The organism is Streptomyces sp. NPDC048650, from assembly GCF_043199095.1.
GTDB lineage: Bacteria > Actinomycetota > Actinomycetes > Streptomycetales > Streptomycetaceae > Streptomyces.
On sequence record NZ_JBICVM010000013.1, the window covers coordinates 41,867 to 68,776 of the forward strand.

A 26,910-nucleotide genomic window follows, 5' to 3' on the forward strand; every position below is an offset into this window, starting at 1 on the left:
CGCCCAGAACGTCGTCAGCTGGTACCGCACCGGCCGCCCGCTCACGCCCGTCATCGAAGGAGTCCACCCGTGACCGACCTGCCGGCCCCCGCCGACCAGCCGCCGACCACCGTCGACGAGGAACGGCGGCTGCGTCGCGAACTCGCCGCGGTCTACCGGCTCGTGGCCCACTACCGGATGACCGACCTGATCTTCACGCACATCTCGCTACGGCTGCCCGGGCCCGATCACCACTTCCTGATCAACCCCTACGGCTTGCTGTTCGAGGAGATCACCGCCTCCGACCTCGTCAAGATCGATCTGTCCGGCAACCCGGTGGAACCCACCCCGCATCGCGTGAACCCGGCAGGCTTCGTCATCCACAGCGCCATCCACGCGGCCCGCCCCGACGCGCGATGCGTCCTGCACACCCACACCAAGGCCGGATGCGCCGTGGCAGCCCAAACCCAAGGACTGCTGCCGCTCAACCAGATGGGCATGGAGTTCCACCGCCGGATCGGCTATCACGACTACGAGGGCGTCGCCCTCAACCTCGACGAACAACGGCGCCTCGTCGCCGACCTGGGCGCCCACCCCGCACTCATCCTGCGCAACCACGGCCTGTTGACCGTCGGCGGATCAGCCGCCGAGGCGTTCCTGCGCATGTACTACCTCGAGAAGGCATGCGAGATCCAGGTGACCGCCCAGGCCGCCGGCACCCCGCTCACCATGCCGCCGGCCGAGGTGTGCGAATACGCCGCCCAGCAGCTCACCGGCACCGCCGAAGCAGACCTCCAGGACGACGGCGCCCACGACCTGGCCTGGTCCGCCCTCCTCCGCCTGGCCGAGCGCATCGCCCCCGACCACGTCAACTGACCGCATGCCCGCGTGGACAGGTCGTCGCAGCAGACGGTTCGCGGTCCCCCGACCGTCCCGGACCGGGTGCCTGGCCGGGGCCCACCGGCACATACGGCGGAAAGGCACCCGGACGGCGGAGAAGCACACCCAGGGCCCTTCGTCCGGATCATCCGCCCGACATCCGGTACTGCCGATACGGTTGGTCAGGCTTCCTGATCAACTCCGTGAAGGGCCACACCATGCGCAAACTCACTTACTTCGTCGCCGCGACGCTGGACGGGTTCATAGCGTCCCCTGACTCCGAGCACACGATGTTCGTCGAAGGGGAAGACCACGGGGCATGGGTGCTGGCGCAGATGCCGGAGACGATTCCGACGGCCTATCGGCACCTCGTTCCGGGACTCGCCGAGACCGAGAACCGGCGGTTCGACACTGTGCTGATGGGCCGCGGTACCTACGAGCGCGGCCTGCGTGACGGTGCCACCAGCCCCTACGGTCATTTGCGCCAGCACGTCATATCCACCAGCTTGGTGAGCGTCCCGGATCCCGCAGTGGAACTCGTCGCCGGGGACCCCTTGGAGTTCGTGCGGGCGCTCAAGACGGAGGAGGGGCTGGACATGTGGCTCTGCGGCGGTGGCAAGCTCGCTGCCGCACTCCGGGACGAGATCGACGAGCTCATCGTGAAGATCAACCCTGTCGTGATCGGCTCGGGTATCCCGCTCTTCGACTCGGCCTACTCTCCGCAGCGTTACCACGCGGTCGCGGGCCAGGTCTTCGACAGCGGCGTCGCGATCATGACCTACGCCAAGCGCGACTGACACGGTTGTCCACGGTCAGCAGGCGGATCACAGAGGGGCCCCGAGCCGGACCGACGGCACCTCTCGGGTGCGTGCGCGCTGCTGCACGGCGGCCCTCGGGCCGGCCAGGCTGCCGTGCACGCTGCGATGCAGGCGCCTCCGTCCGGGACATGCCGGTATCCGTCCGGGACATGCCGGTACTCAGCAGATCCGAGCCGATGGTCCAACCGGCCTGCGTCGGGCACCGAAGGGTGACGACGCTGTCGTCGGCTCGTTGTCATGACATGACAAACATGTGTCGTGCACTCTCCGGTCTCGCGCTTGCGACCGTGCTTCTCGCCCCTGCGTCGGCACAGGCTGTCGCCGCGCCCGGGGGCGAAATCCCGATCGAGCCCCACCTCAAGACACCTCTGAGCGGCATCCTCACGGACCGTGGAACTCCGGCTGATTGGAGCGTCCTCGGGATCGGTCTCTGACACCGCCGGTCGCCCTCCTGCGGCGCCGGCGGTCGGGCCGGGGCGCCCCCCAACAGGCCATCACCACGATGGCCCCCGCCCCGAGCTCGAACCGGCCGGCGTCGAGGAGATGCCCCCGCTTCCCGGCACCTCGCGTTCCGCGAACGCGCGGAAGCTGCGCGGTGGGTCTGGTGCACCTGACCTGTGGCCGGGCCGCCGGCGGGATCGCCGTGGAGCCGAGCGGCACCGCGGCGCACGCCGGATGTACGGGCCCGTTCGAGGAAGGGCAGCATGACGGCGCCCGACTCCGGGAAGGCCGGTGGTGGGATCAGGTGGACCCGGTCCGTGCCGCTCAGGGCTTCGTCGAACGTCGCCAGGTCGCTCCCCGTGAAGTCACCCGTTGCGTCGTGCAGGACGGCGGGAGCCAGTAGTCGCGGTAGTGCGTGATGAGGCCGTCGGTGACGGTCACCACGGTGATGCAGGTCATGTCGAAGGGCCTGTCGGTCTGCACCAGGCGGCCCACTCCGCGCATCATGCGTCGCCCCTGTCCGCGCCAGGAATTCTTCCTCGTCAGCGCGTCGGCCATCGCTTCCGGAGCCCCTGACCGCTGCTCACTCCCCGTACACCCTCCGACGGACGAACCCGGCCTGCACCCGGCCGCGCCCCGCAGTAGGACTGGGGTTGCCAGACAGGCGGATATGACGGATGTGACGGATATGACGGATGTGACGGTGAGAGGAGCGGCTCGGTATGAACGTCGTCGTCGACCTCAACCGCTGTCAGGGCTACGCGCAATGCGCCTTCCTCGCGCCCCAGGTGTTCACGATGCACGGCGAGGAGGCCCTGTTGTACACCCCGGTCGTTCCGGAAGATCAGCTGGAGCGTGTGCAGCGGGCCGCGGCCGCGTGTCCGGTACAGGCCATCCTCGTGGGTGAGGAGGGCGGCGGTGCCCGGGGAAGGGCGTGACGGCCGGATCGTCATCGTCGGCGCCTCGCTGGCCGGGCTGCGGGCCGCCGAGACGCTGCGCGCGGAGGGTTTCACCGGCTCACTGACCCTGGTCGGGGACGAGCCGCACACCCCGTACGACAGGCCGCCCTTGTCCAAGCAGGTGTTGCTCGGGGTGGTGCCGGCGAGCCACACCGGGCTGCCGCAGCGCCGAGACGTGGACGCGCGATGGAGACTGGGCGTGCGGGCCACCGGGCTCGACGCGGTCGGCAAGCGGGTCCTCCTCGCCGACGGGGACGAGGTCGCCTTCGACCAGCTGCTGATTGCCACCGGAACCCGGGCACGTCCCTGGCCGAACCCGGCGGAAGCGGCCTTGGACGGGGTGTTCACCTTGCGCACGAGAGACGACGCGGGCCGTCTCGCCGAGCGCCTCGATACCGGTCCGCGGCGTGTTCTGGTCATCGGCGCCGGCTTCACCGGTTCGGAGATCGCCTCCGCCTGCCGGGAGCGCGGTCTCGACGTGACGGTCGTGGAACGGGGGCCGGCGCCTCTGGTCGGCGCACTCGGCGGGACGCTGGGCGCGCTCGCGACGAGACTGCAACGCGCACACGGCGTCGATCTGCGCTGCGGGGTGACGGTCACCGCGCTGGAGGGCAACGGGCGGCTCACCGGCGCCCAGTTCTCCGACGGTACGAGGATCGAGGCGGACATCGCCGTGGTCGCCCTGGGCTCGGTCCGCAATACCGAGTGGCTGGAGGACTCGGGGCTCGCCGCGGGACCGCGAGGGGTGACCTGCGACGCGGGGTGCCGCGCCTTCGACATGTACGGGATCGTCACCGACGACGTGTTCGCCGCCGGTGACGTGGCCCGGTTCCCGCACCCACTCTTCGAATACCAGCTGATGTCCCTGGAGCACTGGGGCAACGCGGTCGCACAGGCCGAGGTGGCCGCCCACAACATGGTCAGCCCCGGACCGCGCAGACGTCCCCACCTGACGGTGCCGGCCTTCTGGTCCAGCCAGTTCGGTCTCAACATCAAGTCCGTCGGCGTACCCACCTTCTCCGACCAGGTCGTCATCGCCCAGGGCTCCCTCGAAGAAGCCCGACTGGTCGCCGTCTACGGATACCGGGGACGCGTCACGGCCGCGGTGAGCGTGAACCAGGCCAAGTCGCTGGAGTACTACCAGCACCTGATCGAGACGGGGGCGCCCTTTCCGCCCGAGGCCGAAGCCACCGACCGGTCCGAGTCCCCGGCGCCCGTCCTCTCCGACGTACCGGATCCCAGGATGCTCTCGCACGGTCCGACCGTCGCACTCACAGGTCATCTGCCGGACCGGCGCCTGACCCGGCTACCGGCCCGCTGAGACCACTGCCCTTCCGACGCGATGAGGAGCTCCCGCGCATGGCTGCGGACACCCTGTTCCACCGGATCACCGACTACGCCAACCGCGCGGCCCCCTATCCGCTCTACGCCGAACTCCGTGACGCGGGCGTGGCCCGGCAGGACGACGGCAGCTACCTGGTCGGTACCTACTACGAGATCGCGGCGCTGCTCCACGATCCACGCATCAGTTCGGACCGCCGCAACCGCACCACCCCGGCCGGGACCGCGGACGGGGAGGATCAGCTCCCGCCGTCCTTCATCGGGCTCGACGACCCGGAGCACCTCCGGCTGCGCCGCCTGGCGATGCGGTCCTTCGGGCCGCCGCACTGCCCGGGCCGGATCGACGCCATGCAGGGCGAGATGGTCCGGATCGTCAAGGACCTCGTCGCCGCCTTCCCGGCAACTGGCCGGATCGACATCGTCGACGACTTCGCCTACCCGCTGCCCGTCACCGTCATCTGCCGGCTCCTGGGCGTGCCGACCGAGGACGAGCCGCAGTTCCGCCTGTGGTCGGACGCAATCGTCGGCGGTTTCGACCCCACCCCCGGAGAGGACCCCACGGAGCGGCAGCGCGCGGCGTCCGAGGCCCGCAGGGCGATGGGGCTGTATCTGGGCGACCTCGCGGAGAAGCGCCGTGCCCGGCCGTCCGACGACATGCTCTCCGCGTTCGTCCACGACGAGGGTCCCGCCGGGCGCCTCACACAGCTGGAAATCATGACCACAGCCGTGCTGCTGCTGATCGCCGGTCATGAGACAACCGTCAACCTGATCACCAACGGTGTCCTCACCCTGCTGCGCCATCCCGAGGAGCTGGCCCGCCTGCGCAGTGACCCGGCGTTGATGCCCAGGGCGGTGGAGGAACTACTGCGCTACGAGCCCCCCGTCCAGATGCTGCCGCAGCGCTCCCCGCTCGTCGACATCGAGATCTCGGGCGTCACCGTGCCCAAGGGCGCCCCCCTCATCCTGGCGCTCGCCTCCGGCAACCGTGACCCGCAGCGGTTCCCCGACCCCGACCGCTTCGACCCGACACGTGAGGACAACCAGCACCTCGGCTTCGGCGGCGGCATCCACAGCTGCTTCGGCGCACCGCTCGCCCGCCTGGAGACACAGATCGCCCTGACCGAACTCCTCCAGCACCTCGCCAACGCCCGATTGGTCGAGGATCCGCCGCCGTACCGACGCAGCCCGGTACTGCGCGGCCCCCGCCACCTGCTCGTCGAACTCGAACGGGCGGGAGGCTGAGGGCCTTCGGCGCGGCGGCAGGAGGGACCGACCGTGGCCGGAGTCGTGGGGCCGTCCCCGAGTCCGGCCGTATCGGCTATCCGGCCGTTCCGAAGTCCTGCGTCCAGTAATCACCGGGCTGGGCAAGACCCACACCGATCTCCTTGAAGGAGCAGTCGAGGATGTTGCGCTTGTGGCCGGGACTGGACATCCAGCCGTCCATCACGCTCTCGGGAGTCGAGTATCCGTAGGCGACGTTCTCGCCGTAGGCGTTCCAGTTGTAGCCGGCACTCGTGATCCGGTCTTCCGGGGACGACCCGTCGGAGCCCGTGTGCGACATGTTCCGGTGGGCCGCCATGTCCTCGCTGTGGTTCTGCGCGGCTTTGGTCAAGGCGCTATTGACGGTCAGCGGTGCGCATCCGGCCTTGCTTCGTTCGTTGTTGACGAGCTCCACCACGCGAGCTGCGGTGCGGGACGCCGGGGCGGCCGCTTTCACGGTGGACACCGGGGATGCCGATTTCCTGGTGGGCGCCGGGGCAGCGGATTTCGTGGTGGCCACCGGGGGCGATGATTTCTTGGTGGGGGCCGGCGCAGCGGTTTTCGTCGCACTGGGAGACGCGCTTCGGGACGTGGACGGCGACGGCTTGGACCCCGCGGGCCGCTCATGCCCCCACGCCTTCTTTTTCTCCGCCCGGTGGTCGTGGGACGCGCCCTTCCACCCCTCATGGGACCGGCTGCCCTCATCGTGCTGCCCGTCCCGGCAGGCCATGGCGATGGAGGGCACGGCCACGGCGCCTATCGCACAAGTGGCGATGGCTATCTGTCGGTAGTGGCTCTTCTTACGGTGCTTCCTCATCCGTGACCTCACTCGGTGATTGCGGAGTGTTTGGTGCGACTGGCACTGCACCATCCCCGCTCCGGAACTGCGGAGACGCCGCGGGGCGCCATTCTTGGGACCGTCGCCAGGGAAGACAAGGAAGACAAGGAAGGTCAAATACTAGGCGCCTTAGTAGGGTGCGCCGGCTCTTGCCATTCATGAAGTGGCATGCCTGTCCGGCGCTGGTGCGCACATCACATTCTGGCGCTCCGTCAGAAGCCCTCATATGTCGCTCGCGCGAACGCGTCAGCTTCGCGGAGCGAATGACCATTCACTTGACTCGAGGTATTCCACTATCAAGGCGGACAAGTCCCCTATGTCCGTACGCACATCATCTACTATGCAACGTAGTTGAAACCGAAGCGCTATGGCGGATGTCACAGGGACCGAGCGGGCTTCCGTATATCCGGGCGAACGGCAACCGGCGAACGGCGGCCCTGAACATCCGCTCGAAGCTGCCGGCCGCAAAGACAAAGGCGTGAGGGCGTCATTCGCAGGGGCACGGCCCGCCGCAGCCGGAAGGAAGAACCACGCGGCGGACCATGCCGCGAACGGAAGGGGCCTCTTACGGGGCCCCTTACGGCTGGGCCGCCTCGGGCCACGAGATCTTCCTGGCGTGATGGCCCCAGGCCGCCAACACCACCAGGACGGCGACCGCACCTCCCAGCGTCATGGCCCTCGAGGGGGAGGAGTGGTCGACGACGACTCCCCCCACGAGCGCCCCGAAGGAGATCGTCGCTTGGAACGACGCTGTGAACAGGACACCGGACGCCTCGACCGAGTCGGGCGAGGCCTTGGCGAACCAGGTCTGCGAGCAGACCGGTACCGCCCCGTAGGCGACACCCCAGACGATCAGCAATGCCACTGCGCCAGAAGCCGAGGTGCCCAGCACGGGGAGCAGCAGGATCGCGCCGGCGATCATCGAAGCCGCTGCGGCGAAGGTGGCCCGCGGACAACGGGACACAGTCCATCCGCCCAGGAAATTCCCGACGATTCCCGCCCCTCCGTAGATGAGCAGATAGACCGTGATGAGACCGGAGCTCACGCCCGTCACCTGCTCCAGGAACGGAGTGACATAGGTGTAGGTACCGAAGTGGGCCAGCACGATGAGGAAGGTCATCGCCAGGGCGAACCGGGTGTGGACGGTCCGGAGCATGTCGCCGAGCACGTTCGGACGGGTCGCCTGCCCGGCGGGGAGTGCGGGGACCACCAGGAGCAGCATGGCGAAGACGCAGAGCGTGAAGATGCCCATGGCGAGAAAGGCCGTCCGCCAGCCTGCGAGGTCTCCGATGAAAGTGCCCAGCGGCACCCCCAGCACGGAGCCGAGAGGCACCGCGGAGAAGATCACCGAGGTTGCCCGGCCGACCGATTCAGGCCGCACCAGTCGACCGGCCAGACCGGCGCCGATGGACCAGAAACCGCCGATCGTGACCCCGACCATCACGCGGGAGATCAGGACCAGCCAGTAGCTTGACGCGACTGCGGCCAGGAAGTTCGCCAGCGCCAGTAAGAGGATGAAAGCGCCGAGCATCCACCGACGGTCGATACGTCCGGTGGCCACGGTGACCAAGGGCGCTGAAACCGCGGCAAGGAAACCAGGCATGGCCATCATCAGACCAGCCATTCCATCGGAGAGGGTGAAGCTCGAACCGATGGAGGTCAGCAGGCCGATCGGTAGAATTTCGGTGGTAACGATCGAGAAGATTCCCCACATTATCGAAACGACAGCAAGCCAAGAGATCAGTGGTGACCGTGGTGACCGAACCGAGGGTGCAGCGGGCTCGATGGAAATGGTGGTCGCTGTGGACATGAATCCCGTCCTGTGGTGGGCATCGCATGAAGTGTGAGCGCCAGTTCAACAGGAATGGCAGCAATCCTCTGGCAGGTTTCCGACGAGAAAGCCGACTTCTGGGATCGCCCGCGTGCGAGCCAGGCGTGGAGGCCCGTACTCGCTGCGATCGGTCTCCCGGGGAGAGCCGGGCCCAGAACGAGGCCGATCGTTTCCAGATCGTCGCTGGCGATGACGAGGTCCCTGATGTCGAGGAGGATGCCGGTCATTCGCCGATGCTCGAGGACCACGTGCCGTCAACCCGGCCGGGGCCGGCAGCCGTGACCGCGTCACGCCCCGGCGGGCCGCACGTTCGGCGCGGGCCTTCTTGCCGGTATTCGCCGCCGTGCCGGTAGGTGTGCGTGCTCGGCGTTGCCGTCCGTCCTTCCGTGGGACGCGGACGGCTCCGCTCCGGGCGGCGCGGTGGCAGATCTTGCCTCTGCGGCCTCATACCCGCAGGTCACAGGCACCTTACGCGGGTCTGTCGGTGGCGCAATACTGCGGCAACACCACTGCCGTGGGCCCGTCGGTATGGTCCACCCCATGCCAGCCGAACGCATCCCTCAGCACACGGGTCCGGTGGCGGCCGCACGCCGCCGCCGGCTCCGCGCGGACCGCGCCCGGCAGCTCGCCGACCTGCTGCGCCACCAGGTGCTCGCGGGCCGGTTTCCCCATGGCGTACTGCCGCACGAGGAGGTGATCGGCACGGAGTTCGCCGCCTCCCGCAACACCGTCCGCCAAGCCCTCGACCTGCTGCGCGCCGAGCAGCTCGTGGAGCGCCAGCCGGGCGTCGGCACGGTGGTGGTCTGCCAGAAGTATCCGCATGGGCTCGACCGGTTGATGGGCCTCGCCGAGACCCTGCACTCGCACGGCAGGGTCACCAATGAGGTACGCACCATCAGCCCGGTCGCCGCACCGACCCCGGTGGCGGACCGGCTGCGACTCCCGCCGCGTAGCGAAGTGCTGTACGTGGAACGGCTGCGTCGACTCGACGGGGTGCCGCTGTCCCTCGACCTGACCTACATCCCGATGGGCGTCGGCCTGCCGCTGCTCGACGCCGATCTGGAAAACAACGACGTCTTCCAGCTGATCGAGGACACCACCGGACAGCCGCTGGGCACGGCCGAGATCACCCTTGAGGCGGTGAGCGCGGATGCGCACTCGGCCGCCGTTCTGGAGGCTCCCCGCGGCGCGGCCGTGCTGATGCTCGAACGCCTCACCCATCTCGCCGACGGCTGTCCCGTCGACTTGGAGTTCATCCGCTTCCGTGGGGATCGCATCACCATGCAGGGCCTGTTGCGCCGCATGCGCTGAGCCCGCCCGCCGTCGGCCCCGCCGTGCGTCCCCTTCTTCCGGCTTCCTTCCGCTCCTTTCGGCTTCCTCCGACTTCTTCCGACTTCTTCCGGCACGCCCCTTCCCCCCTTCTCCCTCCCCCACGCATGCCCCGCCGCCCGACCAGACTCCCGGAGACCGCCATGGCCCTCGCGCCCCAACGCACCGACGTGCCCGTGACCATCGACGAGTCCAAGTGCATCGACGGCTGCACGCTGTGCGTCGACATGTGCCCGCTCGACTCGCTCGCCATCGATCCGGCCAGCAACAAGGCGTTCATGCACGTCGACGAGTGCTGGTACTGCGGCCCGTGCGCCGCTCGCTGTCCGACCGGCGCCGTCGAAGTCAACATGCCCTATTTGTTGCGATGAGAGGCTCCCCGTCCATGCCGTCCCCGCCCAACCCTCCTCTGCCGCGCGCCGCCCGCCGCAGCGCGCTCGCCGCGGTCCTCGCGACTGCCCTGCTGTCCTCGCTCACCGCCTGCGGTACCACCGCGGACGCCTCGGACGGCAAGACCGTCACCGTGACCGTCGGCTACCAGTCCAAGACCATCAACACCGTCACCGCCGGCACCCTGCTGCGCTCGCTCGGCTCCTTCGAACGCGAACTGCGCGCCCAGGGCAAGCGCGACGGCAAGACCTACAAGGTGGTGTGGCAGGACTACGCGACCGGTGCGCCGATCACCGCACAAATGGTCGCCGGCAAGGTCGACATCGGTTCGATGGGCGACTTCCCGCTGCTCATCAACGCCGCCCGCGGCACGCAACTGCGCGCCCCGACCCGGCTGGTCTCCGTCACCGGCTACAACCTGCGTGGCGCGCTCAACACCATCGTCACCGCACCCGGCTCCCGCCTGCGCGCACTGTCCGACCTGCGGGGCAAGAAGGTCTCCAGCAGCGTCGGCTCGGCCTCCGACGGCACCCTCGTACGGGCCCTGCAGCGGGCCGGGATCGACCCTGAGCAGGACATCCACAAGCTCAACCAGCAGCCTGCCGTGGGGGCTTCCGCGCTCCAGTCGGGCAGTGTGGACGCACTCTCGCAGTTCGTCGCCTGGCCGGGACTGCTCGCCTTCCAGGGCAAGGCACAGGCGCTCTACGACGGGGGCGCGCTCGGCCTGCCCACCTTCCACGGCGTGACCGTGCGGGGCGGGTTCGCCGATCGGCATCCGGCTGTGGTGAAGGCGTTCCTCGCCGCGCAGCGCGACGCGACCCGCTCTTTGCAGGCGCACCCGGTGGACGCCGCCCAGCGGGTCGCGAAAGCCACCGGGCTGCCACCCGAGGTGGTCTACCTCTACAACGGCGCGGGCGGCATCGCCACCTTCGACCCCACGCTCAAGCCGCAGTTGGTCGCCGCGCTGAAGAAGAACGTCTCGGTGCTGCGGGCGGCCAAGCTGACCGGGCCGGTCGACGTCGGCTCGTTCGTCGACGACCACTACCTCAGGCAGAGTTACGGCAGCGGGTATGCCAAGGCTCTGCGCTCCACCGCCCATCCGTCGGCCGACGAGGTGTGGCTGCGGGGTGAGGACCGCACCCACTCCTTCGACAGCCCGGGCGCCCTGCTGCGGTTCGTCGCCGCGCACCACGGAGCGGTTCGGGCCACGTACGTGGCCGATACGACGACCGGCACCCGGTGGTTCGCCGACCGGTCGGTCTGGGTCCGCGACGGCGCGCGGCTGCTGCCCTTCGCCACTCCGGCCACCGCCGCCGCTTGGACGCGGCGCCACCACGGGGCGCACACCGTGGGCTACGCCGCCGCGTGGAAGCAGGCCCGGTGAGCGCGCCCGTCGCCGTCCGCACGGCGACCGCGCCGACGGCCACCGTTCCCGACCGAGCGGGCCGGCGCCACCGGCCCTGGGCCCGCTACGGGCGGCGTACGGCCTCGGTTCTGGCCGCGCTCGCCCTGTGGCAGTCGCTCGCCCAGTTCCGGGTGAATTTCTGGCTGCGGTTCTCGCAGTTTCCGACGGTCACCGAGACCGCCCGCGAGTTCGCTCAGCGGCTCGGCGGCCCCACGTACTGGCAGGACCTCACCGACAGCCTGACGCGGATCCTCGGCGGCTTCGCCCTCGCGGCCGTCCTCGGAATCGCCCTCGGCACCGCCGTCGCCCGCTCCCCCGTCATCTCGGATCTGCTCGGCCCGCTGCTCGAGGTCCTGCGTCCCATACCGGCGATCGCGCTGGTGCCGGTGGCGATCCTGCTGTTCCCCAGCAATGAGCAGGGCATCGTCTTCATCACGTTCACCGCGGCGTTCTTCCCGGTCATGGTCTCCACCCGGCACGCGGTACGGGCGCTGACACCCGTGTGGGAGGAGGCGGTCCGCACCCTGGGCGGTGGCCGGTGGCGGGTCCTGTGGTCGGTGGTGCTGCCGGGGGCGCTGCCCGGGATCCTGGGTGGGCTGTCGGTGGGCATCGGCGTCTCGTGGATCTGCGTGATCTCCGCCGAGATGATCTCCGGCGAGTACGGCGTGGGCTATCGCACCTGGCAGGACTACACCATCGTCGACTATCCGGGCGTCTTCGTCGGGATGGCCACCATCGGACTGCTCGGCTGGCTCACCTCCACGGCCGTGGAGGTGTTGGGGCGGCGCGTGACGCGCTGGCTGCCGCGCACCGCGACCCGCCCGGGCTCGGATCCGGGCCGCCGGCAACGGCACGCCGCCCGGCGCACCGACACGGCCGGCCGGCAAGAGCGAGAGCGAGAGCGAGAGCCATCGTGACCAGCATCGACATCACCGCCGCAGCTCGCCCGCGCCCTCCCGCACACGGCGTACGGCTGGCCCTCGCCGATGCCGTGCTCGGCCGGCGCGGCGCCCCCGTGCTGCACGGCCTCGACCTCGATGTCGCGCCGGGCGAGATCCTCACCGTCGTCGGGCCGTCCGGCTGCGGCAAGTCCACCCTGCTGCGCACCCTGGCCGGTCTGCTGCCGCTGCTCGGCGGCCGGCTGAGCCAGGACGGCAGCCCCGTCGAAGGGCCGGACGCCGACCGTGCCCTGGTCTTCCAGGAGGACGCGCTGCTGCCCTGGCGCACCCTGCGGGCCAACGTCGAACTCCCGTTGGCCATCCGGGGAGTGGCACGCGCGGAGCGCCGTGCGCGGGCCGACGACTGGCTGGCCCGGGTCGGGCTCACCGAGCACGCCGGCCGGCTGCCGCACCACGTCTCCGGCGGCCAGCGCCAGCGCGCCCAGCTGGCCCGCGCGCTGGCCGGGCGGCCACGCGCCGCCTTGATGGACGAACCGTTCGGTGCCCTCGACGCCCAAACCCGCGCCGAAATGCAGCAGTTGCTGGTGACGGCGCTGCGCGGCACCCACGCCACCGTCGTCTTCGTCACCCACGACGTGGACGAGGCCCTGTTCCTCGGCGACCGGGTCGCGCTGCTGGGCACCGGCAAGGTGCTGGGCATACCGCGGCCGCGCGACCGCGAGGCACAAGACGACCCGGCGACCGCCGCCCTACGGCGGAGGGTTCTCGCCTCTCTGGGCGACCAGCCGGACGAGCAGTCGGACGACCGGACCGACGAGCAGCCCGACGGGCAACCAGTGGCGGCCCCGCACGTGCCCTCCTGACCTTCCGGCCGCAACCGTCGCCCAGCGGCGACCGCCCTGCTCGTCCCCGTACCCGACGCGACCACCCGACCTGGCACGCGACCGACGCGACCCGGCAACCGAAAGGCACCGCCATGGAGACCAAGGACCCTACGGAGACCATGGAGATCCCCGCCCTCGACACCGCCGAGGAACTGTCCTGCGATGTCCTCGTCATCGGCGGCGGCACCGCCGGCACCATGGCAGCGCTCACCGCGGCGGAGCACGGCGCGAACGTCCTCCTGCTGGAGAAGGCCCACGTCCGCCACTCGGGAGCGCTCGCCATGGGCATGGACGGCGTCAACAACGCCGTCGTCCCCGGCCGCGCCGAACCCGACGACTACGTCGCCGAGATCACCCGCGCCAACGACGGCATCGTCGACCAGTCCACCGTCCGCCAGACCGCGACCCGCGGCTTCGCGATGGTGCAGCGGCTGGAGTCGTACGGGGTGAAGTTCGAGAAGGACGAGCACGGCGAGTACGCGGTCCGCCAGGTGCACCGCTCCGGCTCGTATGTGCTGCCGATGCCGGAGGGCAAGGACGTCAAGAAGGTCCTCTACCGGCAGCTGCGCCGCCGCGAGATGCGGGAGCGGATCCGCATCGAGAACCGGATCATGCCGGTGCGCGTGCTGACTTCGGACGGCCGGGCGGTCGGCGCGGTGGGCTTCCACACCCGCACCGGGCAGTTCGTCACGGTCCGCGCGGCAGCGGTGATCCTCGCAACCGGCGCCTGCGGCCGGCTCGGCCTCCCGGCTTCCGGCTATCTCTACGGCACGTACGAGAACCCCACCAACGCGGGCGACGGCTACGCCATGGCCTACCACGCGGGAGCCGAGCTGACCGGCATCGAGTGCTTCCAGATCAACCCGCTGATCAAGGACTACAACGGGCCGGCCTGCGCCTACGTCGCCAACCCCTTCGGCGGCTACCAGGTCAACCGGCACGGCGAGCGGTTCGTCGACTCCGACTACTGGTCGGGCCGGATGATGGCCGAATTCGCCGCCGAGGTCGCCTCAGAGCGCGGCCCGGTCTACCTGAAGCTGAGCCATCTGCCGGAAGAGTCCGTCGCGGCTCTGGAGACGATTCTGCACAGTACGGAACGACCCACCCGCGGCACCTTCCACGCCGGGCGCGGCCACGACTACCGCACCCACGACATCGAGATGCACATCTCCGAGATCGGGCTGTGCGGCGGCCACTCGGCTTCCGGAGTGCGCGTCGACGACCACGCCCGCACCACCGTGCCCGGCCTGTACGCGGCCGGGGACCTCGCCTGCGTCCCGCACAACTACATGATCGGCGCGTTCGTCTTCGGCGACCTGGCAGGCGCGGACGCCGCCCAACTTCAGCCGTTCGAGGGCGAGTTGCCTGTCGATCAGCTGCAGGCCGCCCATGAACTGATCTACCGGCCGCTGCGCAACCCCGACGGCCCGCCGCAGCCCCAGGTCGAATACAAACTCCGCCGCTTCGTCAACGACTACGTCGCCCCGCCCAAGACCGGCGCCCGCCTGTCGCTGGCCGTCGAGCACTTCGAGCGGATGCGCACCGACATCGCCGGCATGGGCGCGCGCACTCCGCACGAGCTGATGCGCTGCGCCGAGGTCACCTTCATCCGCGACTGCGCCGAGATGGCGGCCCGGTCGTCACTGGCCCGCACCGAGTCCCGCTGGGGCCTCTACCACGAACGCACCGACCATCCGCAGAGCGACGACACCAACTGGCTCCACCATCTCGACCTGCGCAAATCCGGTACCGGAAACATGGAGTTCACCGCCCGCCCCGTGGAGCCCTACCTCGTCCCGGTCGACGAGTACGCCCCGGTCGGTGGCGCACCCCGGTTCATCGGGGAGGTCCACGCCGAGCAGATCTCAACGGCCGGCGCCCGCGACAAACCGCCGGTGGACTCGGCCCCTGCGACGACGGGCGACGGAGCAACGAGAGACGGAACGGGCGACGGCACAACAGGGGAGGGCGCACCGGGTCAGGGCGCCACCGGCGACGAGGCGGCCGGCCCCGGTACCGCGACCGGCCCCGGTACCGCGATCGGCGCCGACACGGCGACCGGCGCCGACTCCGGCCCCTCCCCCCGCATCCTCGAACTCCTCGCCCTCACCGAGGAACAGCCGGAACTCCCCATCCTGCACCCCTACCTCACCGACCCTGACCCGGCCGTCCGCCGCGCCGCCGTCGCCGCACTCACCGAAAGCGCCCCGCCCGGCACCGGCCCCGCCCTCGCCGCGGCACTCGCCGATCCCGACCCGGCCGTTCGCTCGGCCGCCGCCGCCTCGCTGCGCGAACTGGTCGAGGTGCTGCCGCCGGTGCCCGACCTGCGTGAGCCGCTGACCGCCGCCGTACAGGGACCCGACACAACCGTCCGTTCGGCGGCCCTCGACGTCCTGCGCGCACTGCGCCTCGGCGACCGGGCCCTGTTCACCACCGCACTCGCCGATCCCGCTGTGGACGTACGCATCCAGGCCGTACGCGCCCTGGTCTCCGTCGACGCCGCCGACGCCCTCCACAGCGCCGCCGCGGACCCCTCCCGCGAGGTCCGGGTGGCCACCGCGCACGCGCTGGGAACCGTCGGCGCACCGGAGGACCTGGCGGATCTGGTCCACGACAACGACATCCTCGTACGGGCCGCGGCACTCGCCGCACTGGCCGCCACCGGCTGCCCGGCGCCGTACGACAAGCTTGCCACCACGGCGCTGCGCCACCCGGCCTGGCAGGTCCGCGCCGGCGCCGCCACCGCCCTGGCGGCCGCCCGCCCCGAACAGGCCGTACCCGCCCTGCTCTCCACCCTCGCCGACTGCCACGCGGACGTACGCAAAGCCGCGGTACTGGCCCTGCGCCACCACACCGCACACAAGGACACCCACCACGCACTGGCCACAGCCATGCACGACTCCGACCCCGACGTCCGCGCCTACGCCCGGCAAGCCGCAGACAACTGACCCCGCACGATCACCACCACCCGGACCAGTACCCCGCACCCGGGAGCGGCCGAGAGCCATCGGCTCGGGTCCTGCGAGCGGTTCAGTCCGCGGTGGGGGCGCCGGTCACACGGCGTTCGCCGCCGTTGCGTTCCTGCCAGAACCTGTACACGTCGACCGCCGCCTCGCGGGCCTCGTAGCGCATCGGCATGCGGCGCTCGGTGTGGTCCTTGGCGAACTCGCCGTAGAAGGTGTCGAGTTCGAAGTACTTGCGGTCGTCCACGTAGTGGGGCTCGTAGGCGTCGCGAGTGGTGAGGAAGACGACCTCGTCCGGCGAGCAGTAGTAGAGCGAGCCCAGGCACATCGGGCAGGGGTGGGCGAGAACGTAGATGGTGGTGCCGGTCAGGTGCTCGGTGCCCAGCTTCGTGCACGCCTCGCGGATCGCGAGGATCTCGGCGTGCGCCGTCGGGTCCGAGGTCTGCGCGACGAGGTTCGGGCTCTCGGCGAGGATCTCGCCGTCCTTGACGATGACGGTCGCGAAGGGGCGGCCGCCTTCAGCGACGTTCCGGTGGGCGATGTCGATGGTGCGCTGGACGAAGTCCATGAGAAACCTCCGGGGATGGAAGGGGGAAGGCTGTGGCCGGGCCCGGCGTGACCTGGCGGGTGGGTGGGCCGTAGCGGGTCGGGGCAGTCGGGCGACCGGGGGCGGGGCGGGCGGGAAGCGTCGCGGCGTCCACACCCGCCCGGGGGGGGCCGGCGTGGGTCAGAAGGGCTTGGTGGGCAGGTACTTGCCGTCCAGCGTGATCACCGCGCGCTCGCCGCCCTCGGGATCGGCGACCTTCTTCACGTCCAGCGTGAAGTTGATCGCACTGATGATGCCGTCGCCGAACTGCTCGTGGACCAGGGCCTTGAGGGTGGTGCCGTAGACCTGGAGCATCTCGTAGAAGCGGTAGATCGTCGGGTCGGTGGGGATCCCGCCGTCGATGGAACCGCGGGTCGGGATGGTCTGCAGCAGCATCGCGGCGTCGTCGTCCAGGCCCAGGAGAGCGGCGACGGCCTGCGCGGCCTCGGCCGGGAGGGCGTGCTGGCCCAGGACGGCAGCGGTGACGAAGGCGACCGACAGGCCGGCGGCGTCCGCGATCTCCTGCCAGGACAGGTCCTTGCGGGTCTTGGCCTCCACCGCGGCGATGGCGAGCTGCTGACGGGCAGTGGGGTCGAACTGGGCGTGCACCATGAGGTGATCTTCCTTTCGGGTGTGCCGACCGCGATGGAGGGGCGGAGCGGCGGGATCGTGGGTGGTGGTGCTCCCGGGCACGGCCACGGCGTGCCGGAGGGAGCGAGCGGGGGCGGGGCCGGAGCCGGATCCTGGGCCTGGGCCCGTCAGGCTGTGAGAGCCCTGTTGCCGCCAGGGGCGTTGAGGGCCTCGACGCGGCCGGTGGCGATGTCGAAGACCCAGCCGTGCAGGGCCACCGTCTTCCGCGCCAGGGCGCGGGCGACCGAGGGGTGCGTGGCCAGGTTCGCCAGCTGGGCGAGCACGTTCTCGCTCACCAGCGCATCCACCGCGCCGACGGTGGTGGTGCGGGCCCGGGAGGCGTCGGCGTGGCGCAGCCAGTCGGCGACCGCTGGCGCGCCGCTCAGGTCGTGGCCCTCGGCCAGCGCGGTCATCGCGCCGCAGGCCGAATGCCCGCACACGACGATGTCGGACACACCCAGGACGGCGACGGCGTACTCGATGCTCGCCGCCACCCCGTCGGCGCCGGGACCGTAGGCGGGGACCAGGTTGCCGGCGGTGCGGATGACGAAGAGCTCGCCCGGCTCGCTCGCCGTGATCAGCTCGGGCACGACCCGGGCGTCCGAGCAGCCGATGAACACCGTGCGCGGTGTGTGATCGGTGGCCAGGCGGGCGAACAGGTCCGCCTTGGCCGGGAAGACGTCCCGCTGGAAACGCGTGACGCCCTCGGCGAGGACTGCCATGGTCACTCCCTTCGATGGCTTCCGGCCCCGGTGGGGCCGGACGAAATCCACCATGCATGACCTGCCCCTATAGCGTCCAAGACGCAATAGCCATGACTGCTATCGATGTCATCTATAGTCGGTCCCATGGCCCTGGAACTGCGTCATCTGCGCTATCTGCTCGCCGTGGCCCAGCACAGCAACTTCACCCGCGCCGCCGAAGACCTGCACATCTCCCAGCCGACCCTCTCCCAGCAGATCAAACAGCTGGAGCGCACCCTGGGCGTGCAGCTGCTCGACCGCACCGGCCGCACGGTCCGCCTCACCGACGCCGGTGAGGCATACGTGCACCATGCCCGGCGCGCGCTGCGGGACCTGGCAGCCGGCGAACGCGCCGTCCACGACGTCCAGGACCTCTCCCGCGGCCACCTACGGCTCGCGTTGACCCCCACCTTCACCGCCTATCTCATCGGCCCCCTCACCGCCGACCTCCACGCCCGCCACCCCGGCATCACGCTCACCGTCCAGGAGATGACACAGGACCGCATCGAGTCAGCCCTGCTCGCCGACCACGTCGACCTGGGCATCGCCTTCCAGGACCCCCACCTGCCCGGCGTCACCGCCACCGCGCTGTTCACCGAAACCCTCAGCCTCGTCATCGGCGCCCACCGTCCCGACACCGGCCCCCGACCACTGCCCGTGCGCCACCTCGCCGAACATCAACTCGCCCTGCTGAGCGGCGACTTCGCCACACGCAGCCATATCGACGCCTACTTCGCCCAGCAGCACGTCACCCCCCGCATCACCGTCGAAGCCAACTCCGTTCAGGCCCTCACCGAAATCGTCCAGCGCACACCACTGGCCACCGTCCTGCCCGACGCCATCACCCACGACCACCCGGACCTCACCCCCATCGCCCTCGACCCCCCGCTCCCCACCCGCACCGTCGCTCTCCTGCGACGCGCGGACGCCTACCGGAGCGCCGCCGTCCGCGCCTTCACCCAACTCACCCACGACCTCACCCACCACCGCGGCTACACGCCCGCCCCGTAACGCGAACGCCGCAGCCTGCGCCGGCGCCGGCGCAGGTATCAAGGGACAGGGCGCCGGCCCGGGTCTCGCCATGCTGATCTGCCAGGTCTGCCGGGTCATCAGGAGTGGGTGGGAAGACATGGGAGAACAGGAGAACAGCAGCAGGGGCCCGCCGTGGGCGGGCCCCTCTGGTGCATGCGGGCTCAGTGGTCAGAACTGGCCCAGACCGCCGAGTTCACTGCCTCCGCCGACCTGCCCCAGCCCGCCGGACATACCCTCTCCGACGGACTCGCCCCGACCGCCGAGCGCGCTGTCCCCGAGGGACTGGCCCCGACCGCCGAGCGGACTGCCGCCGAGGGACTGTCCGTCTCCCGAAGCCTGACCGCCGAGCATTCCCTCGCCACCGAACGTGCTCTCCGGTCCGTTCATCCCGCCGGACGTTCCCACGCTTGCGGGCTCCTTCTGGGGGGTGTCCTGAGCGTGCGCGACACCGCCGCTGAGGCAGAAGCCGAGAGCCACGGCGGCGACAGCGAGGGAACGGAACTTCATGAGCGATCTCCTTGAGGGATGACAGATCCGGCGGCTTCCTGACGACAAGATCCACGCTTGCCTTCGGGAGAGGTACAGCTGCTGTCCGGCGACATGCCTGACCGTCCAGCCCGCCTACCGGCCTTGGGCCGCCTGCGAACGGGGCAACTATCCACCGCTGTCAAGTGGAATGCTCGATCTGGCCGACTGACGCGCCATTTCTCACTGCATCGGCCGGATCTCCGGTCGGCGCGGGCCGAGCAACAGATGCCGCAAGACCGCGAGAGTCACCCGGCCGGACGGTACGACGGCGGCGCCTCGGGACGGTGGTCGTAGCTCCCGTATGCGGGCTGGTGACGGGCAGGTCCCGGGCAGGCAGGACGTTCCACGCACGCACGGGCGGAGAGGGTCGCCGGCGAACGGGACCGTTCACCGGCACGTCGGACCGGGGCGTCGGTGGCGGACGGGGCCGACCGGCGCAACCACAGCAGGCCAGGCCCCTCGCCCGGTCGGCGTGCTCCGGTGCGCGCCACACGTCACCGCCGACCCCGTCGGACCCCACACCGCGATGGCGACGTCGCCGCTTGGCCTCCTGGGGTGCCGGGAACAACGGTCTTCCGGCCCTCTGGCACAGAGGCGAGGTCCTCATGGTCCACGATCGGTTCCGAGATGCCTGGGAGCTTCCCGGCGGCAGGGGAGCGGGCAGGTGCCCGACGGCCTGTTGCCGTGCGCCGGTTACGCGAGCTTCTTGCTGGGACCCGCGCAACGGGCCGAGTACGTGGCCTTGTTCAGCGACCACGCAGTCGGTCTCCGCGACTTCGCGACTTCGCGACTTCGAGGCCAATGACGAGATCGCGTCCATCCGCTGGTGGGACCACGGCATGCGGCGGGCCTGACCCCTATGCCGAACGGGGCTCGCGGCGCTGCCCGTGAAGGCGAAGCGCCGCGGGCCCCGCACACAGGCGGCGGACGAGGCCGTCCCGATCGGCGTGGCCGGGCACTGGAGGGGCGATCGTGCCCGGCGAACTCCCGTAAGCATGCGGCTCTTTCCGGGGTGCCTCGAAGGCCGGTAGCGGACAGGTGGGCGGGCGGCCGAGAGCCGTCGACCGCGCACACTCGCGGCGATGCACGGCGGCACGGAGGCACGGCGCGAAGTACTCAGGGTGGGGCCCGCCTCCGGCTCGATCTCCCATTGCCCGCAGAGAAGAGCGACGGGGGCGGGACGGGATATGGGACGTCCGGCATCATCAGCGCCTTGATCAACTCTCGCCGGATCGCCAGCGGGGACGATTCCTAAGGCGTGTCCTGCGGAACAGCACTGATGCCGAGGTCGTCGAGGATGTGGTGCAGGAGGCCCTGTTTGTGCGAGGCTCCGTCGTCGTCCGCTGTGGCCACGCTCGCGCCACCCAGCACGACAGTGGCGGCCAGTGCGACTGCCGCGAGGACGGTTCGGATACGCATGTTGTGCTCCTGTTGTCGGGGATGCGTAACTCCACGATCCGCGGAGGCATGGGCAGGCGCGCGGCGGGCTACTCCATAGCGTGTCGGGGTGCACCCGATGGGGTGGGTGGGGTGGGCGGCCTGTCCTGCATGCTGTACCGCAATACGGCCCGGTCACCGGCCCGATGAGACGCCGACCGACGCCATCCGTCCTTGATCGGCGGATGAGTGCGTTTCCGCGCCGGCGTCCAGGCGACCCGGGCGACGGAGGAGACGTGGGGGGATGCGTCCCGGTCGGTGCCCACGCCGAAAGACCGGCGGAGCCGACGGCCACATGTGACCGTCGGCTCCGCCGGCGTTGTCGGGCTCGATGCGCTCTATCAGTCGGTAACACCGAGGAGGTGGTCCATCACCTGCTGGAGGGCCGACTCGTTTTCGGGGGCTTGCCGCTGCGTTGCGGGCGCGGGCATCTCGTCACCGAGACGCCCGGAGGACATCGGTCCGCCACTCTTGGTGTCCCCGAAACCGGATTTCCACATGTGGCCGTCGAGCGACGTCTCATCCGCAATCTGGTGCGTGGGGGGCATCGGTCCTACTGCGGACGCCGTGCCTGCGGTGATGATGAGGGATACCGCGGCCAGGGTCAGGGCATGTGCTGTGTGCTTGATCATGAATTGGTAAACGATCCGACGATCTCTGGGTTTCCCCCACTCACCCGTCCTCGCACCGGCCGGCGCAGCTCGCGACGGTCCGCAAGAGGCGCCCCCGCCCCCGCCCCTGACGGCTCGAGATCGACCGTTCCTGCTAAAGAATTCACCGACTCTCCGCCCGTCCCGCATTCCCGTCGCTACGGTGACCGGCATGAACGCCAACGACGCGCACCCCGCCGACGAATGGCCCCTGCCCCCGTCATGGATGTGGAGCTGCCACGAATGCACTGAGCTGTACAAAGCGATGAAGCGGGCTCCCGAAGTGGTCGATGCGGCACGAAGGGCCGGCGAGCCGGGCATGGACTACGACCCGATGGACTCGGTGGTGAGCACCCAGATCCGGCTCGCCCGGCACATCGCCACCCATCACGCTCCGGATGTCCCCGACGCCGACCAGACATGCGACAGATGCGTATCCGACGCCACCACCCGGGAGATTCCTGCCGCACTCGCCCTGGAACACCGCGCCCGCCACGTGTTCGCACCACCAAGCATCGCCGGCCTGCTCTGATACCGCAGCCGGCATGCTCAGATGCGGTCCGGGCGGATGCGGCCGGTCCGCTTGACGGTGGTCAGGAATCGGGGTGGCTTCCATGCCGGTGACGCGTTCCAGGGGGCCGATGGAATCGGTCGGTGAACATCCGGACCCCACAGGTGGTGGTGCTGGACGGTGGCGCTGCCCGACCCGTGCTGGTCTGATTCCACGGCGGCGGTGTCACCAGTGGTTCGGGCGGCTGGGACGGGTACGACGGAGCCCGCCCGGCCGCCTTGCCCTACGTTGCCGGGCCGGGCTCACAGGCCCTGCACTTCCGCTGACCGGAGCTCAGGGCCGCCGGGAAGTCGGTCAGCCGGTGATCGTCACGCAGGGCAGGCCGACGCTTTCGCCGCCACGGAAGCCTTCCGCACACAGCCTGGTGCCCGACGGGAAGTGGCGTTGAGGGTATGCCTGGTCGCGGTAGGTGCGGAACTTCGCAACGTCCTCGACCTTCGTCTTGGCGCTCCACCCGTTGGTGGTCCACACCCGCGCGGAAATCCTGTGCGGCTGATTGGTGTTGACGACCGACACCTCCACCCTGCCCAGGTAACTCCCCGAGTCATAGGTCTCGATGCAGACGGAGTGGTTGCACCACTTGCCGGCGGCCGTGGCGGGCGGCCCAGCGGCGAAGACGATACCGACAGCCGCAGCTGTCGCCGCGATACCTGTGACGAGCTTCCGAACCATGGTCATACCTTGATCAACGACTACGCCGAGTCCTTGTCACGCGCAGCCGGTCACTGCGGTCGGACCATTCGGTTCCACTGCGGCCAACGGCGTGCCGAGCCGCCGCGGAGAACGCATCGAGCGGGGACGCGGCGTTCTCCGCGGCGGGGTCCGCCGGCCGGGCGCTCAGCTCAACGACGAGCCGGACGGGACGATGACGCCGTAGAGGTCGTGGATCGTCGCGAGCGCGCTGTGGTGGATCTGTTCGGCGGACAGGTCGGAAACCACCGTCGTCAGAGGCCGCGTGGCGCAGGCGTCGGCGACGACGGTGGGTCGGTTGCCGCGCAGGAATGCGCCGGATGCCGTGAAGGCGACGCACATGTGGGTCATGAACCCGGCGATGATGACGTCGTCGTTCCCGGCGGCGTCGACGTGGTCGCCCAGGTCGGTGTCGACGAACGCGTTGGGCGTGGTCTTGACGACGACGGGCTCGCCGTCGATGGGCGCCACACGGGGGTGGATCCGGCCGATGTCGGACCGGACGTCGTACGGGGTTCCCTCGCCACCGTCGTTGATGACGTGGATGACCTTCGCGCCCGCGCTCCTGGCCCGGTCCAGCAGTGCGGCGGCCGAGTCGAGGGCGGACCGCCATCCCGTCAGCTCCATCACGCCACGGGTGTAGGTGTTCTGATAGTCGATCAGGATCAGCGTCGCGCCGGCCAGCGACGCCGGAGTCTGATCGAAGCCGTTGAGTTCCCGCAGAGTTGTCGTAGGCATTGCTGCACCTTCTTGGGCTACGTGTCGAAAGGTTCGGGCCACCGCGCGATGACACACCCCACGCTATGATCCGCCCCGCATGGCGGCAATGTCATGCAACTTGCAGATACGGACATCCGATGCGTCATCGAATCAGCATCGCCGACCGGACGGAAGCCCCTTGAGCAGCATCAAACGGTTCATCGTCGTCCTCCTCTTCGACGGCGTCGACCTGTTGGACGTCACCGGGCCCCCGGAGGTGTTCTCCCTGCTGCAACGGGAGGTGGACGACGCGACGGGTTACCACGTCGTTCTGGCCGCCGAAACCATGGACCCCGTCACCACCTCCGCCGGGGTTCGGGTCCTCCCCGACACCACTTTCCAGGAGGTAGCCACGAGGCGTATCGACACCCTCCTGGTTCCCGGCTCGGTCGAAGTCGACGACCAACGCCGTGTCCACGCCGTCACCGACCCGGCAGTGGTCCACTGGGTGAGGACACTCGCCTGCAGGGCACGGCGCATCGCTTCCGTCTGTGTGGGGGCGCATGTTCTCGCAGCCGCCGGGCTGCTGGACGGCAAACGTGCCACGACCCACTGGTCGACCGCGCAGCAACTCGCCACCGACCATCCGTCGATCGAGGTCGACGCCGACCCGATCTTCATCCGTGATCGCGATGTGTGGACCGGCGCGGGCATCACCGCTTGCCTTGATCTGTCACTCGCCCTCGTCGCCGAGGACTTCGGCGAGGCCGTCGCGCTTCGCGTCGCACGGCAGCTTGTGATGTACCTGAAGCGACCGAGTGGGCAGAGCCAGTTCAGCGTCCCGATCGAACCCGTCTCGACGACGCGACGCATGGACGATCTCCGCCACTACATCACGCGAAACATCACCGGACGCCTCACGGTCGCCGACCTCGCCCAGCACGCCCACGTGAGTGAGCGACAGCTCACCCGGATCTTCACGACTGAACTCGGCATGACTCCGGCGACGTACATCGAATCGGCCCGCGTCGAAGTGGCGCGGAACCGACTCGAATCCACGGATGACACCCTCGAACGCGTCGCGTCCGCTTGCGGCTTCCACACGACCGACACCCTCATCCGCGCATTCCGCCGGAAGCTCAACACGACACCGACGGAATACCGCAATCGATTCCGGCACTCCGGTGAGCGCGAACGGTCCGTCCGATGATCGCGTAGCTGCGGCGGCCCGGACGGCCACTCCTCGCCCCGCGCCACAGACCCTAGCCGGCGTGCCGACCGCCCTTCCCGGCAGCTCCCTGGCAGACCGGGCTCAGGTCGCCATGAATCGGCCCAGCTCGCGCGACTTCTGCTGCAGGGCGGCCGCCCACGCCCCCTCAGGGGAACCCGAGGCCGCGAGGACCTGAACATCCTGGGGCTCGCCGCTCCCGGCACAGTCGGGCGGTTGCCAGTTCACCTCGATGCCCGCCCTCTCCGCCAGCACCAGCACCGTGGCGACGAACCCCTCGGACAGGGCAGCCATGACGGCGTGGTTCGTTCTGCGGTGCCACGCGAGCAGGGCGTCGACGAACGCGGTGAACGCGGTCGGGTCGATCTGGCACTCGTCGTCCTTCATGGGGCCGATGCCGGACGGCAGACCCACTTCGGCCCGATAGATGTCCACCTGGCCGATGAACAACCGCGAGGCCCCGTTGGACGGATTCCACAGGGTCTGGTCACCCATGTCGAAGTACTGGCTCACTGCGACCTCTTCCTGCTGGTCATACGGACCAGCATCATGAGCCGCCGACATCACGGTCGGTCGGTCGGGCCCGCTCGTGCGAGGCGGTGTCAGCGCAGGAAGGTGCCGAACCGTGCCTTGGTGACGGGGCCTGCGACGTCGCCGGGGCCGAAGGCCGTCGCGGTCTTCGTCGTCAGGCCGTCGGTGGTACCGCTCAAGGGCCACACTGCGCCGGCCGAACCGTTCTCCGCCGTCGCGGAGACGGCGAGGTCGCGATGACCGTCACCGTTGGTGGCGCGGACGTCGCACGCCGCGCCGAAGGCGTCGCCCTTCTCCGCGACCCCCGGCACACCCGGGGCATTCTGGGTCAGAATCTGGCTGCCGGTACCGGTGACGCCGGACGCGGTGCCGTGCAGCAGCGCGACCGAGCCCACGTCGGTGAGGCCACTGAAGTCCTCACCGCTGATGCCGAGCGCGACCTCCGCGCGGCCGTCGCCGGTCACATCGGCGACCGCGACGCAGGAGCCGAGCCGGTCACCGTCCTCCTGGGCGCCGTAGAACCCGGGCAGGCTCTGGTCGAAGGTCTGGGTGCGGGTGGCGGAGGGGCCGGTGGGCGTGCCGTAGGCGACCGTGACCTTGCCGGTGTCCTCGTCGTCGCCGGCCACCACATCGCCGTATCCGTCGCCGTCCACGTCACCCACGCCGACCGGCACTGCCGCTCCACTCGGCGACCCGGCGGTTGGCCGACCGCGGCACGGGCACACGCACCCCATGGGCTTTCTGAGGCGGATGGAACGCGTGGTGGAGGAGTGCGAGAGCACGCTGCTGGCCAAGATCTTCCCGACCGAACCGGTCGAGCTGTTCGACGATCTACGGGACGAGTGCGACGACCATGCGATCGTCTGCAGCCCCGACCGTGTCCTTGTGCCCAATGACTACACCGTCGAGCTCGCACGAGTGGTGCACGACAAACTGGCCGAGGAAAGCGGGCAAGTGGGACGGCAACTGACCGATGTGCTGGCCCGCCACGCCGCCGAGCGCGGCTACGAATGGGCCGGCCCGCTCACCGTCCATGTCACCACCGCAGACGTGCCCAACGGCCGGTACCGCATATCGAGCGCGGCCCTCGCCCACGTCCCGGCCGCCGCCTCCGGCCCGTCCTCGTCACACGTGCGGTAACCCCGCGGCTGCGCGATCCCACGCGACCGTCGACCGTGTCACTGCCGGCGGGCATGGAACGGACGGGTTCGACCGGGCGCGGAGTCGGCGGGCCGGTCCGCGTCCGCTCTGTCCAAACGGCTCACCACGCGCAGCGCACGGGGCCGTGTCGAGGTGGCGAAGGGCCACCAGGGAAACCCGGGCATGCCGCAACGGTGCTCGGGTACGGGGCCAGGACACCGACGTAGCG

The 26,910-nt window shown here is 69.9% G+C and carries 29 protein-coding genes; 16 read left to right on the top strand and 13 right to left on the bottom strand.

What is annotated here, in order from left to right:
• Positions 1-69: 69 nt before the first annotated feature.
• Both ACGFML_RS29675 and ACGFML_RS29680 read left to right on the top strand, forming a co-directional pair.
• The gene (locus ACGFML_RS29675; protein WP_393548691.1) at positions 70-855 is read left to right on the top strand and encodes a class II aldolase/adducin family protein; all 786 of its coding nucleotides are present in this window, start codon (positions 70-72) and stop codon (positions 853-855) included.
• A gap of 221 nt (positions 856-1,076) precedes the next feature.
• The gene (locus tag ACGFML_RS29680) at positions 1,077-1,655 is read left to right on the top strand and encodes a dihydrofolate reductase family protein (protein WP_393548692.1); all 579 of its coding nucleotides are present in this window, start codon (positions 1,077-1,079) and stop codon (positions 1,653-1,655) included.
• Positions 1,656-2,441: 786 nt separating this feature from the next.
• On the opposite strand, the gene ACGFML_RS29685 is transcribed toward ACGFML_RS29680, so the two are convergent.
• A complete protein-coding gene (locus ACGFML_RS29685; RefSeq protein ID WP_393548693.1) occupies positions 2,442-2,624 on the bottom strand; it encodes a hypothetical protein in 183 nt (60 codons plus the stop codon).
• 215 nt (positions 2,625-2,839) lie between these two features.
• Between ACGFML_RS29685 and ACGFML_RS29690 the strand changes: the two genes are divergently transcribed.
• Genes ACGFML_RS29690 through ACGFML_RS29700 form a run of 3 tightly spaced genes read left to right on the top strand, consistent with a single transcriptional unit; the run spans position 2,840 to position 5,659 of the window.
• A complete protein-coding gene (locus tag ACGFML_RS29690; RefSeq protein WP_393548694.1) occupies positions 2,840-3,055 on the top strand; it encodes a ferredoxin in 216 nt (71 codons plus the stop codon).
• Complete coding sequence (locus ACGFML_RS29695; RefSeq protein WP_393548695.1) at positions 3,036-4,397, top strand: NAD(P)/FAD-dependent oxidoreductase; 1,362 nt, start codon at positions 3,036-3,038, stop codon at positions 4,395-4,397. Before ACGFML_RS29690 ends, ACGFML_RS29695 begins: the two co-directional genes overlap by 20 nt.
• Positions 4,398-4,435: 38 nt before the next feature.
• Positions 4,436-5,659, top strand: coding sequence for a cytochrome P450 (locus ACGFML_RS29700; RefSeq protein WP_393548696.1), 1,224 nt, complete (start codon positions 4,436-4,438; stop codon positions 5,657-5,659).
• A 76-nt stretch (positions 5,660-5,735) separates the two neighbouring features.
• Here the strand turns inward: ACGFML_RS29700 and ACGFML_RS29705 are convergent, their stop codons facing one another.
• Together ACGFML_RS29705 and ACGFML_RS29710 are read right to left on the bottom strand one after the other, a co-directional pair.
• A complete protein-coding gene (locus tag ACGFML_RS29705) occupies positions 5,736-6,143 on the bottom strand; it encodes a CAP domain-containing protein (protein WP_393548697.1) in 408 nt (135 codons plus the stop codon).
• Positions 6,144-7,092: 949 nt separating this feature from the next.
• Complete coding sequence (locus ACGFML_RS29710) at positions 7,093-8,229, bottom strand: MFS transporter (RefSeq protein WP_393548825.1); 1,137 nt, start codon at positions 8,227-8,229, stop codon at positions 7,093-7,095.
• Between ACGFML_RS29710 and ACGFML_RS29715 the strand changes: the two genes are divergently transcribed.
• The 7 genes from ACGFML_RS29715 to ACGFML_RS29745 all read left to right on the top strand — a co-directional run bounded on the left by ACGFML_RS29715 (position 8,117) and on the right by ACGFML_RS29745 (position 16,201).
• Positions 8,117-8,362 (top strand): hypothetical protein, encoded by a 246-nt coding sequence (locus ACGFML_RS29715; protein ID WP_393548834.1) that lies wholly within the window; start codon positions 8,117-8,119, stop codon positions 8,360-8,362. The genes ACGFML_RS29710 and ACGFML_RS29715 overlap by 113 nt on opposite strands.
• 524 nt (positions 8,363-8,886) lie before the next feature.
• The gene (locus ACGFML_RS29720; protein WP_393548698.1) at positions 8,887-9,657 is read left to right on the top strand and encodes a GntR family transcriptional regulator; all 771 of its coding nucleotides are present in this window, start codon (positions 8,887-8,889) and stop codon (positions 9,655-9,657) included.
• A 161-nt stretch (positions 9,658-9,818) separates the two neighbouring features.
• Positions 9,819-10,046, top strand: coding sequence for a ferredoxin family protein (locus ACGFML_RS29725; RefSeq protein ID WP_393548699.1), 228 nt, complete (start codon positions 9,819-9,821; stop codon positions 10,044-10,046).
• Between the two features lie 14 nt (positions 10,047-10,060).
• Positions 10,061-11,449, top strand: coding sequence for an ABC transporter substrate-binding protein (locus tag ACGFML_RS29730; RefSeq protein ID WP_393548700.1), 1,389 nt, complete (start codon positions 10,061-10,063; stop codon positions 11,447-11,449).
• Positions 11,446-12,387, top strand: a complete 942-nt coding sequence (locus tag ACGFML_RS29735; RefSeq protein ID WP_393548701.1) for an ABC transporter permease — start codon at positions 11,446-11,448, stop codon at positions 12,385-12,387. The genes ACGFML_RS29730 and ACGFML_RS29735 overlap by 4 nt, the downstream gene beginning before the upstream one ends.
• 11 nt (positions 12,388-12,398) lie before the next feature.
• Complete coding sequence (locus ACGFML_RS29740) at positions 12,399-13,232, top strand: ABC transporter ATP-binding protein (protein WP_393548826.1); 834 nt, start codon at positions 12,399-12,401, stop codon at positions 13,230-13,232.
• 113 nt (positions 13,233-13,345) lie between these two features.
• Complete coding sequence (locus tag ACGFML_RS29745) at positions 13,346-16,201, top strand: fumarate reductase/succinate dehydrogenase flavoprotein subunit (RefSeq protein ID WP_393548702.1); 2,856 nt, start codon at positions 13,346-13,348, stop codon at positions 16,199-16,201.
• 82 nt (positions 16,202-16,283) lie between these two features.
• Here ACGFML_RS29745 and ACGFML_RS29750 read toward each other — a convergent pair whose 3' ends face one another.
• From ACGFML_RS29750 to ACGFML_RS29760, 3 genes are all read right to left on the bottom strand, one after another.
• A complete protein-coding gene (locus ACGFML_RS29750) occupies positions 16,284-16,784 on the bottom strand; it encodes a nucleoside deaminase (RefSeq protein ID WP_393548703.1) in 501 nt (166 codons plus the stop codon).
• Positions 16,785-16,943: 159 nt separating this feature from the next.
• Complete coding sequence (gene cynS, locus ACGFML_RS29755) at positions 16,944-17,414, bottom strand: cyanase (RefSeq protein ID WP_393548704.1); 471 nt, start codon at positions 17,412-17,414, stop codon at positions 16,944-16,946.
• 146 nt (positions 17,415-17,560) lie between these two features.
• Positions 17,561-18,154 carry a carbonic anhydrase gene (locus tag ACGFML_RS29760; RefSeq protein WP_393548705.1) on the bottom strand — a complete coding sequence of 198 codons (594 nt, stop codon included), beginning with the start codon at positions 18,152-18,154 and terminating at the stop codon, positions 17,561-17,563.
• A 126-nt stretch (positions 18,155-18,280) separates the two neighbouring features.
• Here ACGFML_RS29760 and cynR point away from each other — a divergent pair, with 126 nt between their 5' ends.
• Positions 18,281-19,186, top strand: coding sequence for a transcriptional regulator CynR (gene cynR / locus ACGFML_RS29765; RefSeq protein ID WP_393548706.1), 906 nt, complete (start codon positions 18,281-18,283; stop codon positions 19,184-19,186).
• A gap of 189 nt (positions 19,187-19,375) precedes the next feature.
• Here cynR and ACGFML_RS29770 read toward each other — a convergent pair whose 3' ends face one another.
• From ACGFML_RS29770 to ACGFML_RS29780, 3 genes are all read right to left on the bottom strand, one after another.
• Positions 19,376-19,714 carry a hypothetical protein gene (locus ACGFML_RS29770; protein ID WP_393548707.1) on the bottom strand — a complete coding sequence of 113 codons (339 nt, stop codon included), beginning with the start codon at positions 19,712-19,714 and terminating at the stop codon, positions 19,376-19,378.
• Between the two features lie 1,272 nt (positions 19,715-20,986).
• A complete protein-coding gene (locus ACGFML_RS29775; RefSeq protein ID WP_393548708.1) occupies positions 20,987-21,154 on the bottom strand; it encodes a hypothetical protein in 168 nt (55 codons plus the stop codon).
• A 359-nt stretch (positions 21,155-21,513) separates the two neighbouring features.
• The gene (locus ACGFML_RS29780) at positions 21,514-21,804 is read right to left on the bottom strand and encodes a hypothetical protein (protein WP_393548709.1); all 291 of its coding nucleotides are present in this window, start codon (positions 21,802-21,804) and stop codon (positions 21,514-21,516) included.
• 190 nt (positions 21,805-21,994) lie between these two features.
• Here ACGFML_RS29780 and ACGFML_RS29785 point away from each other — a divergent pair, with 190 nt between their 5' ends.
• Positions 21,995-22,354, top strand: coding sequence for a hypothetical protein (locus ACGFML_RS29785; protein ID WP_393548710.1), 360 nt, complete (start codon positions 21,995-21,997; stop codon positions 22,352-22,354).
• Between the two features lie 333 nt (positions 22,355-22,687).
• On the opposite strand, the gene ACGFML_RS29790 is transcribed toward ACGFML_RS29785, so the two are convergent.
• Positions 22,688-23,065, bottom strand: a complete 378-nt coding sequence (locus ACGFML_RS29790; protein ID WP_393548711.1) for a hypothetical protein — start codon at positions 23,063-23,065, stop codon at positions 22,688-22,690.
• 165 nt (positions 23,066-23,230) lie between these two features.
• Positions 23,231-23,821, bottom strand: coding sequence for a cysteine hydrolase family protein (locus ACGFML_RS29795; RefSeq protein ID WP_393548712.1), 591 nt, complete (start codon positions 23,819-23,821; stop codon positions 23,231-23,233).
• A gap of 160 nt (positions 23,822-23,981) precedes the next feature.
• On the opposite strand from ACGFML_RS29795, the gene ACGFML_RS29800 reads away from it, so the two are divergent.
• Complete coding sequence (locus ACGFML_RS29800) at positions 23,982-24,992, top strand: GlxA family transcriptional regulator (protein ID WP_393548713.1); 1,011 nt, start codon at positions 23,982-23,984, stop codon at positions 24,990-24,992.
• 102 nt (positions 24,993-25,094) lie between these two features.
• Here the strand turns inward: ACGFML_RS29800 and ACGFML_RS29805 are convergent, their stop codons facing one another.
• The gene (locus ACGFML_RS29805; RefSeq protein WP_393548714.1) at positions 25,095-25,523 is read right to left on the bottom strand and encodes a DUF6086 family protein; all 429 of its coding nucleotides are present in this window, start codon (positions 25,521-25,523) and stop codon (positions 25,095-25,097) included.
• A gap of 89 nt (positions 25,524-25,612) precedes the next feature.
• Positions 25,613-26,215 carry an FG-GAP-like repeat-containing protein gene (locus ACGFML_RS29810; protein WP_393548715.1) on the bottom strand — a complete coding sequence of 201 codons (603 nt, stop codon included), beginning with the start codon at positions 26,213-26,215 and terminating at the stop codon, positions 25,613-25,615.
• Positions 26,216-26,273: 58 nt separating this feature from the next.
• Between ACGFML_RS29810 and ACGFML_RS29815 the strand changes: the two genes are divergently transcribed.
• Positions 26,274-26,681: a DUF3662 domain-containing protein gene (locus ACGFML_RS29815; RefSeq protein WP_393548716.1), complete on the top strand. Its 408-nt coding sequence runs from the start codon at positions 26,274-26,276 to the stop codon at positions 26,679-26,681.
• The last annotated feature ends 229 nt before the right edge of the window (positions 26,682-26,910 follow it).

Bases quoted from the DNA above. Each gene is read 5' to 3' on its own strand.
- ACGFML_RS29685 (WP_393548693.1), bottom strand. From the start codon at position 2,624: ATGATGCGCGGAGTGGGCCGCCTGGTGCAGACCGACAGGCCCTTCGAC.
- ACGFML_RS29730 (WP_393548700.1), top strand. From the start codon at position 10,061: ATGCCGTCCCCGCCCAACCCTCCTCTGCCGCGCGCCGCCCGCCGCAGC.
- ACGFML_RS29760 (WP_393548705.1), bottom strand. From the start codon at position 18,154: ATGGCAGTCCTCGCCGAGGGCGTCACGCGTTTCCAGCGGGACGTCTTC.
- cynS (WP_393548704.1), bottom strand. From the start codon at position 17,414: ATGGTGCACGCCCAGTTCGACCCCACTGCCCGTCAGCAGCTCGCCATC.
- ACGFML_RS29745 (WP_393548702.1), top strand. From the start codon at position 13,346: ATGGAGACCAAGGACCCTACGGAGACCATGGAGATCCCCGCCCTCGAC.
- ACGFML_RS29690 (WP_393548694.1), top strand. From the start codon at position 2,840: ATGAACGTCGTCGTCGACCTCAACCGCTGTCAGGGCTACGCGCAATGC.
- ACGFML_RS29790 (WP_393548711.1), bottom strand. From the start codon at position 23,065: ATGGTTCGGAAGCTCGTCACAGGTATCGCGGCGACAGCTGCGGCTGTC.
- ACGFML_RS29710 (WP_393548825.1), bottom strand. From the start codon at position 8,229: ATGTGGGGAATCTTCTCGATCGTTACCACCGAAATTCTACCGATCGGC.
- ACGFML_RS29785 (WP_393548710.1), top strand. From the start codon at position 21,995: ATGAACGCCAACGACGCGCACCCCGCCGACGAATGGCCCCTGCCCCCG.
- ACGFML_RS29780 (WP_393548709.1), bottom strand. From the start codon at position 21,804: ATGATCAAGCACACAGCACATGCCCTGACCCTGGCCGCGGTATCCCTC.
- ACGFML_RS29795 (WP_393548712.1), bottom strand. From the start codon at position 23,821: ATGCCTACGACAACTCTGCGGGAACTCAACGGCTTCGATCAGACTCCG.
- ACGFML_RS29770 (WP_393548707.1), bottom strand. From the start codon at position 19,714: ATGAAGTTCCGTTCCCTCGCTGTCGCCGCCGTGGCTCTCGGCTTCTGC.
- ACGFML_RS29750 (WP_393548703.1), bottom strand. From the start codon at position 16,784: ATGGACTTCGTCCAGCGCACCATCGACATCGCCCACCGGAACGTCGCT.
- ACGFML_RS29725 (WP_393548699.1), top strand. From the start codon at position 9,819: ATGGCCCTCGCGCCCCAACGCACCGACGTGCCCGTGACCATCGACGAG.
- ACGFML_RS29715 (WP_393548834.1), top strand. From the start codon at position 8,117: ATGGCCATCATCAGACCAGCCATTCCATCGGAGAGGGTGAAGCTCGAA.
- ACGFML_RS29700 (WP_393548696.1), top strand. From the start codon at position 4,436: ATGGCTGCGGACACCCTGTTCCACCGGATCACCGACTACGCCAACCGC.
- ACGFML_RS29775 (WP_393548708.1), bottom strand. From the start codon at position 21,154: ATGCGTATCCGAACCGTCCTCGCGGCAGTCGCACTGGCCGCCACTGTC.
- ACGFML_RS29720 (WP_393548698.1), top strand. From the start codon at position 8,887: ATGCCAGCCGAACGCATCCCTCAGCACACGGGTCCGGTGGCGGCCGCA.
- ACGFML_RS29815 (WP_393548716.1), top strand. From the start codon at position 26,274: ATGGGCTTTCTGAGGCGGATGGAACGCGTGGTGGAGGAGTGCGAGAGC.
- cynR (WP_393548706.1), top strand. From the start codon at position 18,281: ATGGCCCTGGAACTGCGTCATCTGCGCTATCTGCTCGCCGTGGCCCAG.
- ACGFML_RS29680 (WP_393548692.1), top strand. From the start codon at position 1,077: ATGCGCAAACTCACTTACTTCGTCGCCGCGACGCTGGACGGGTTCATA.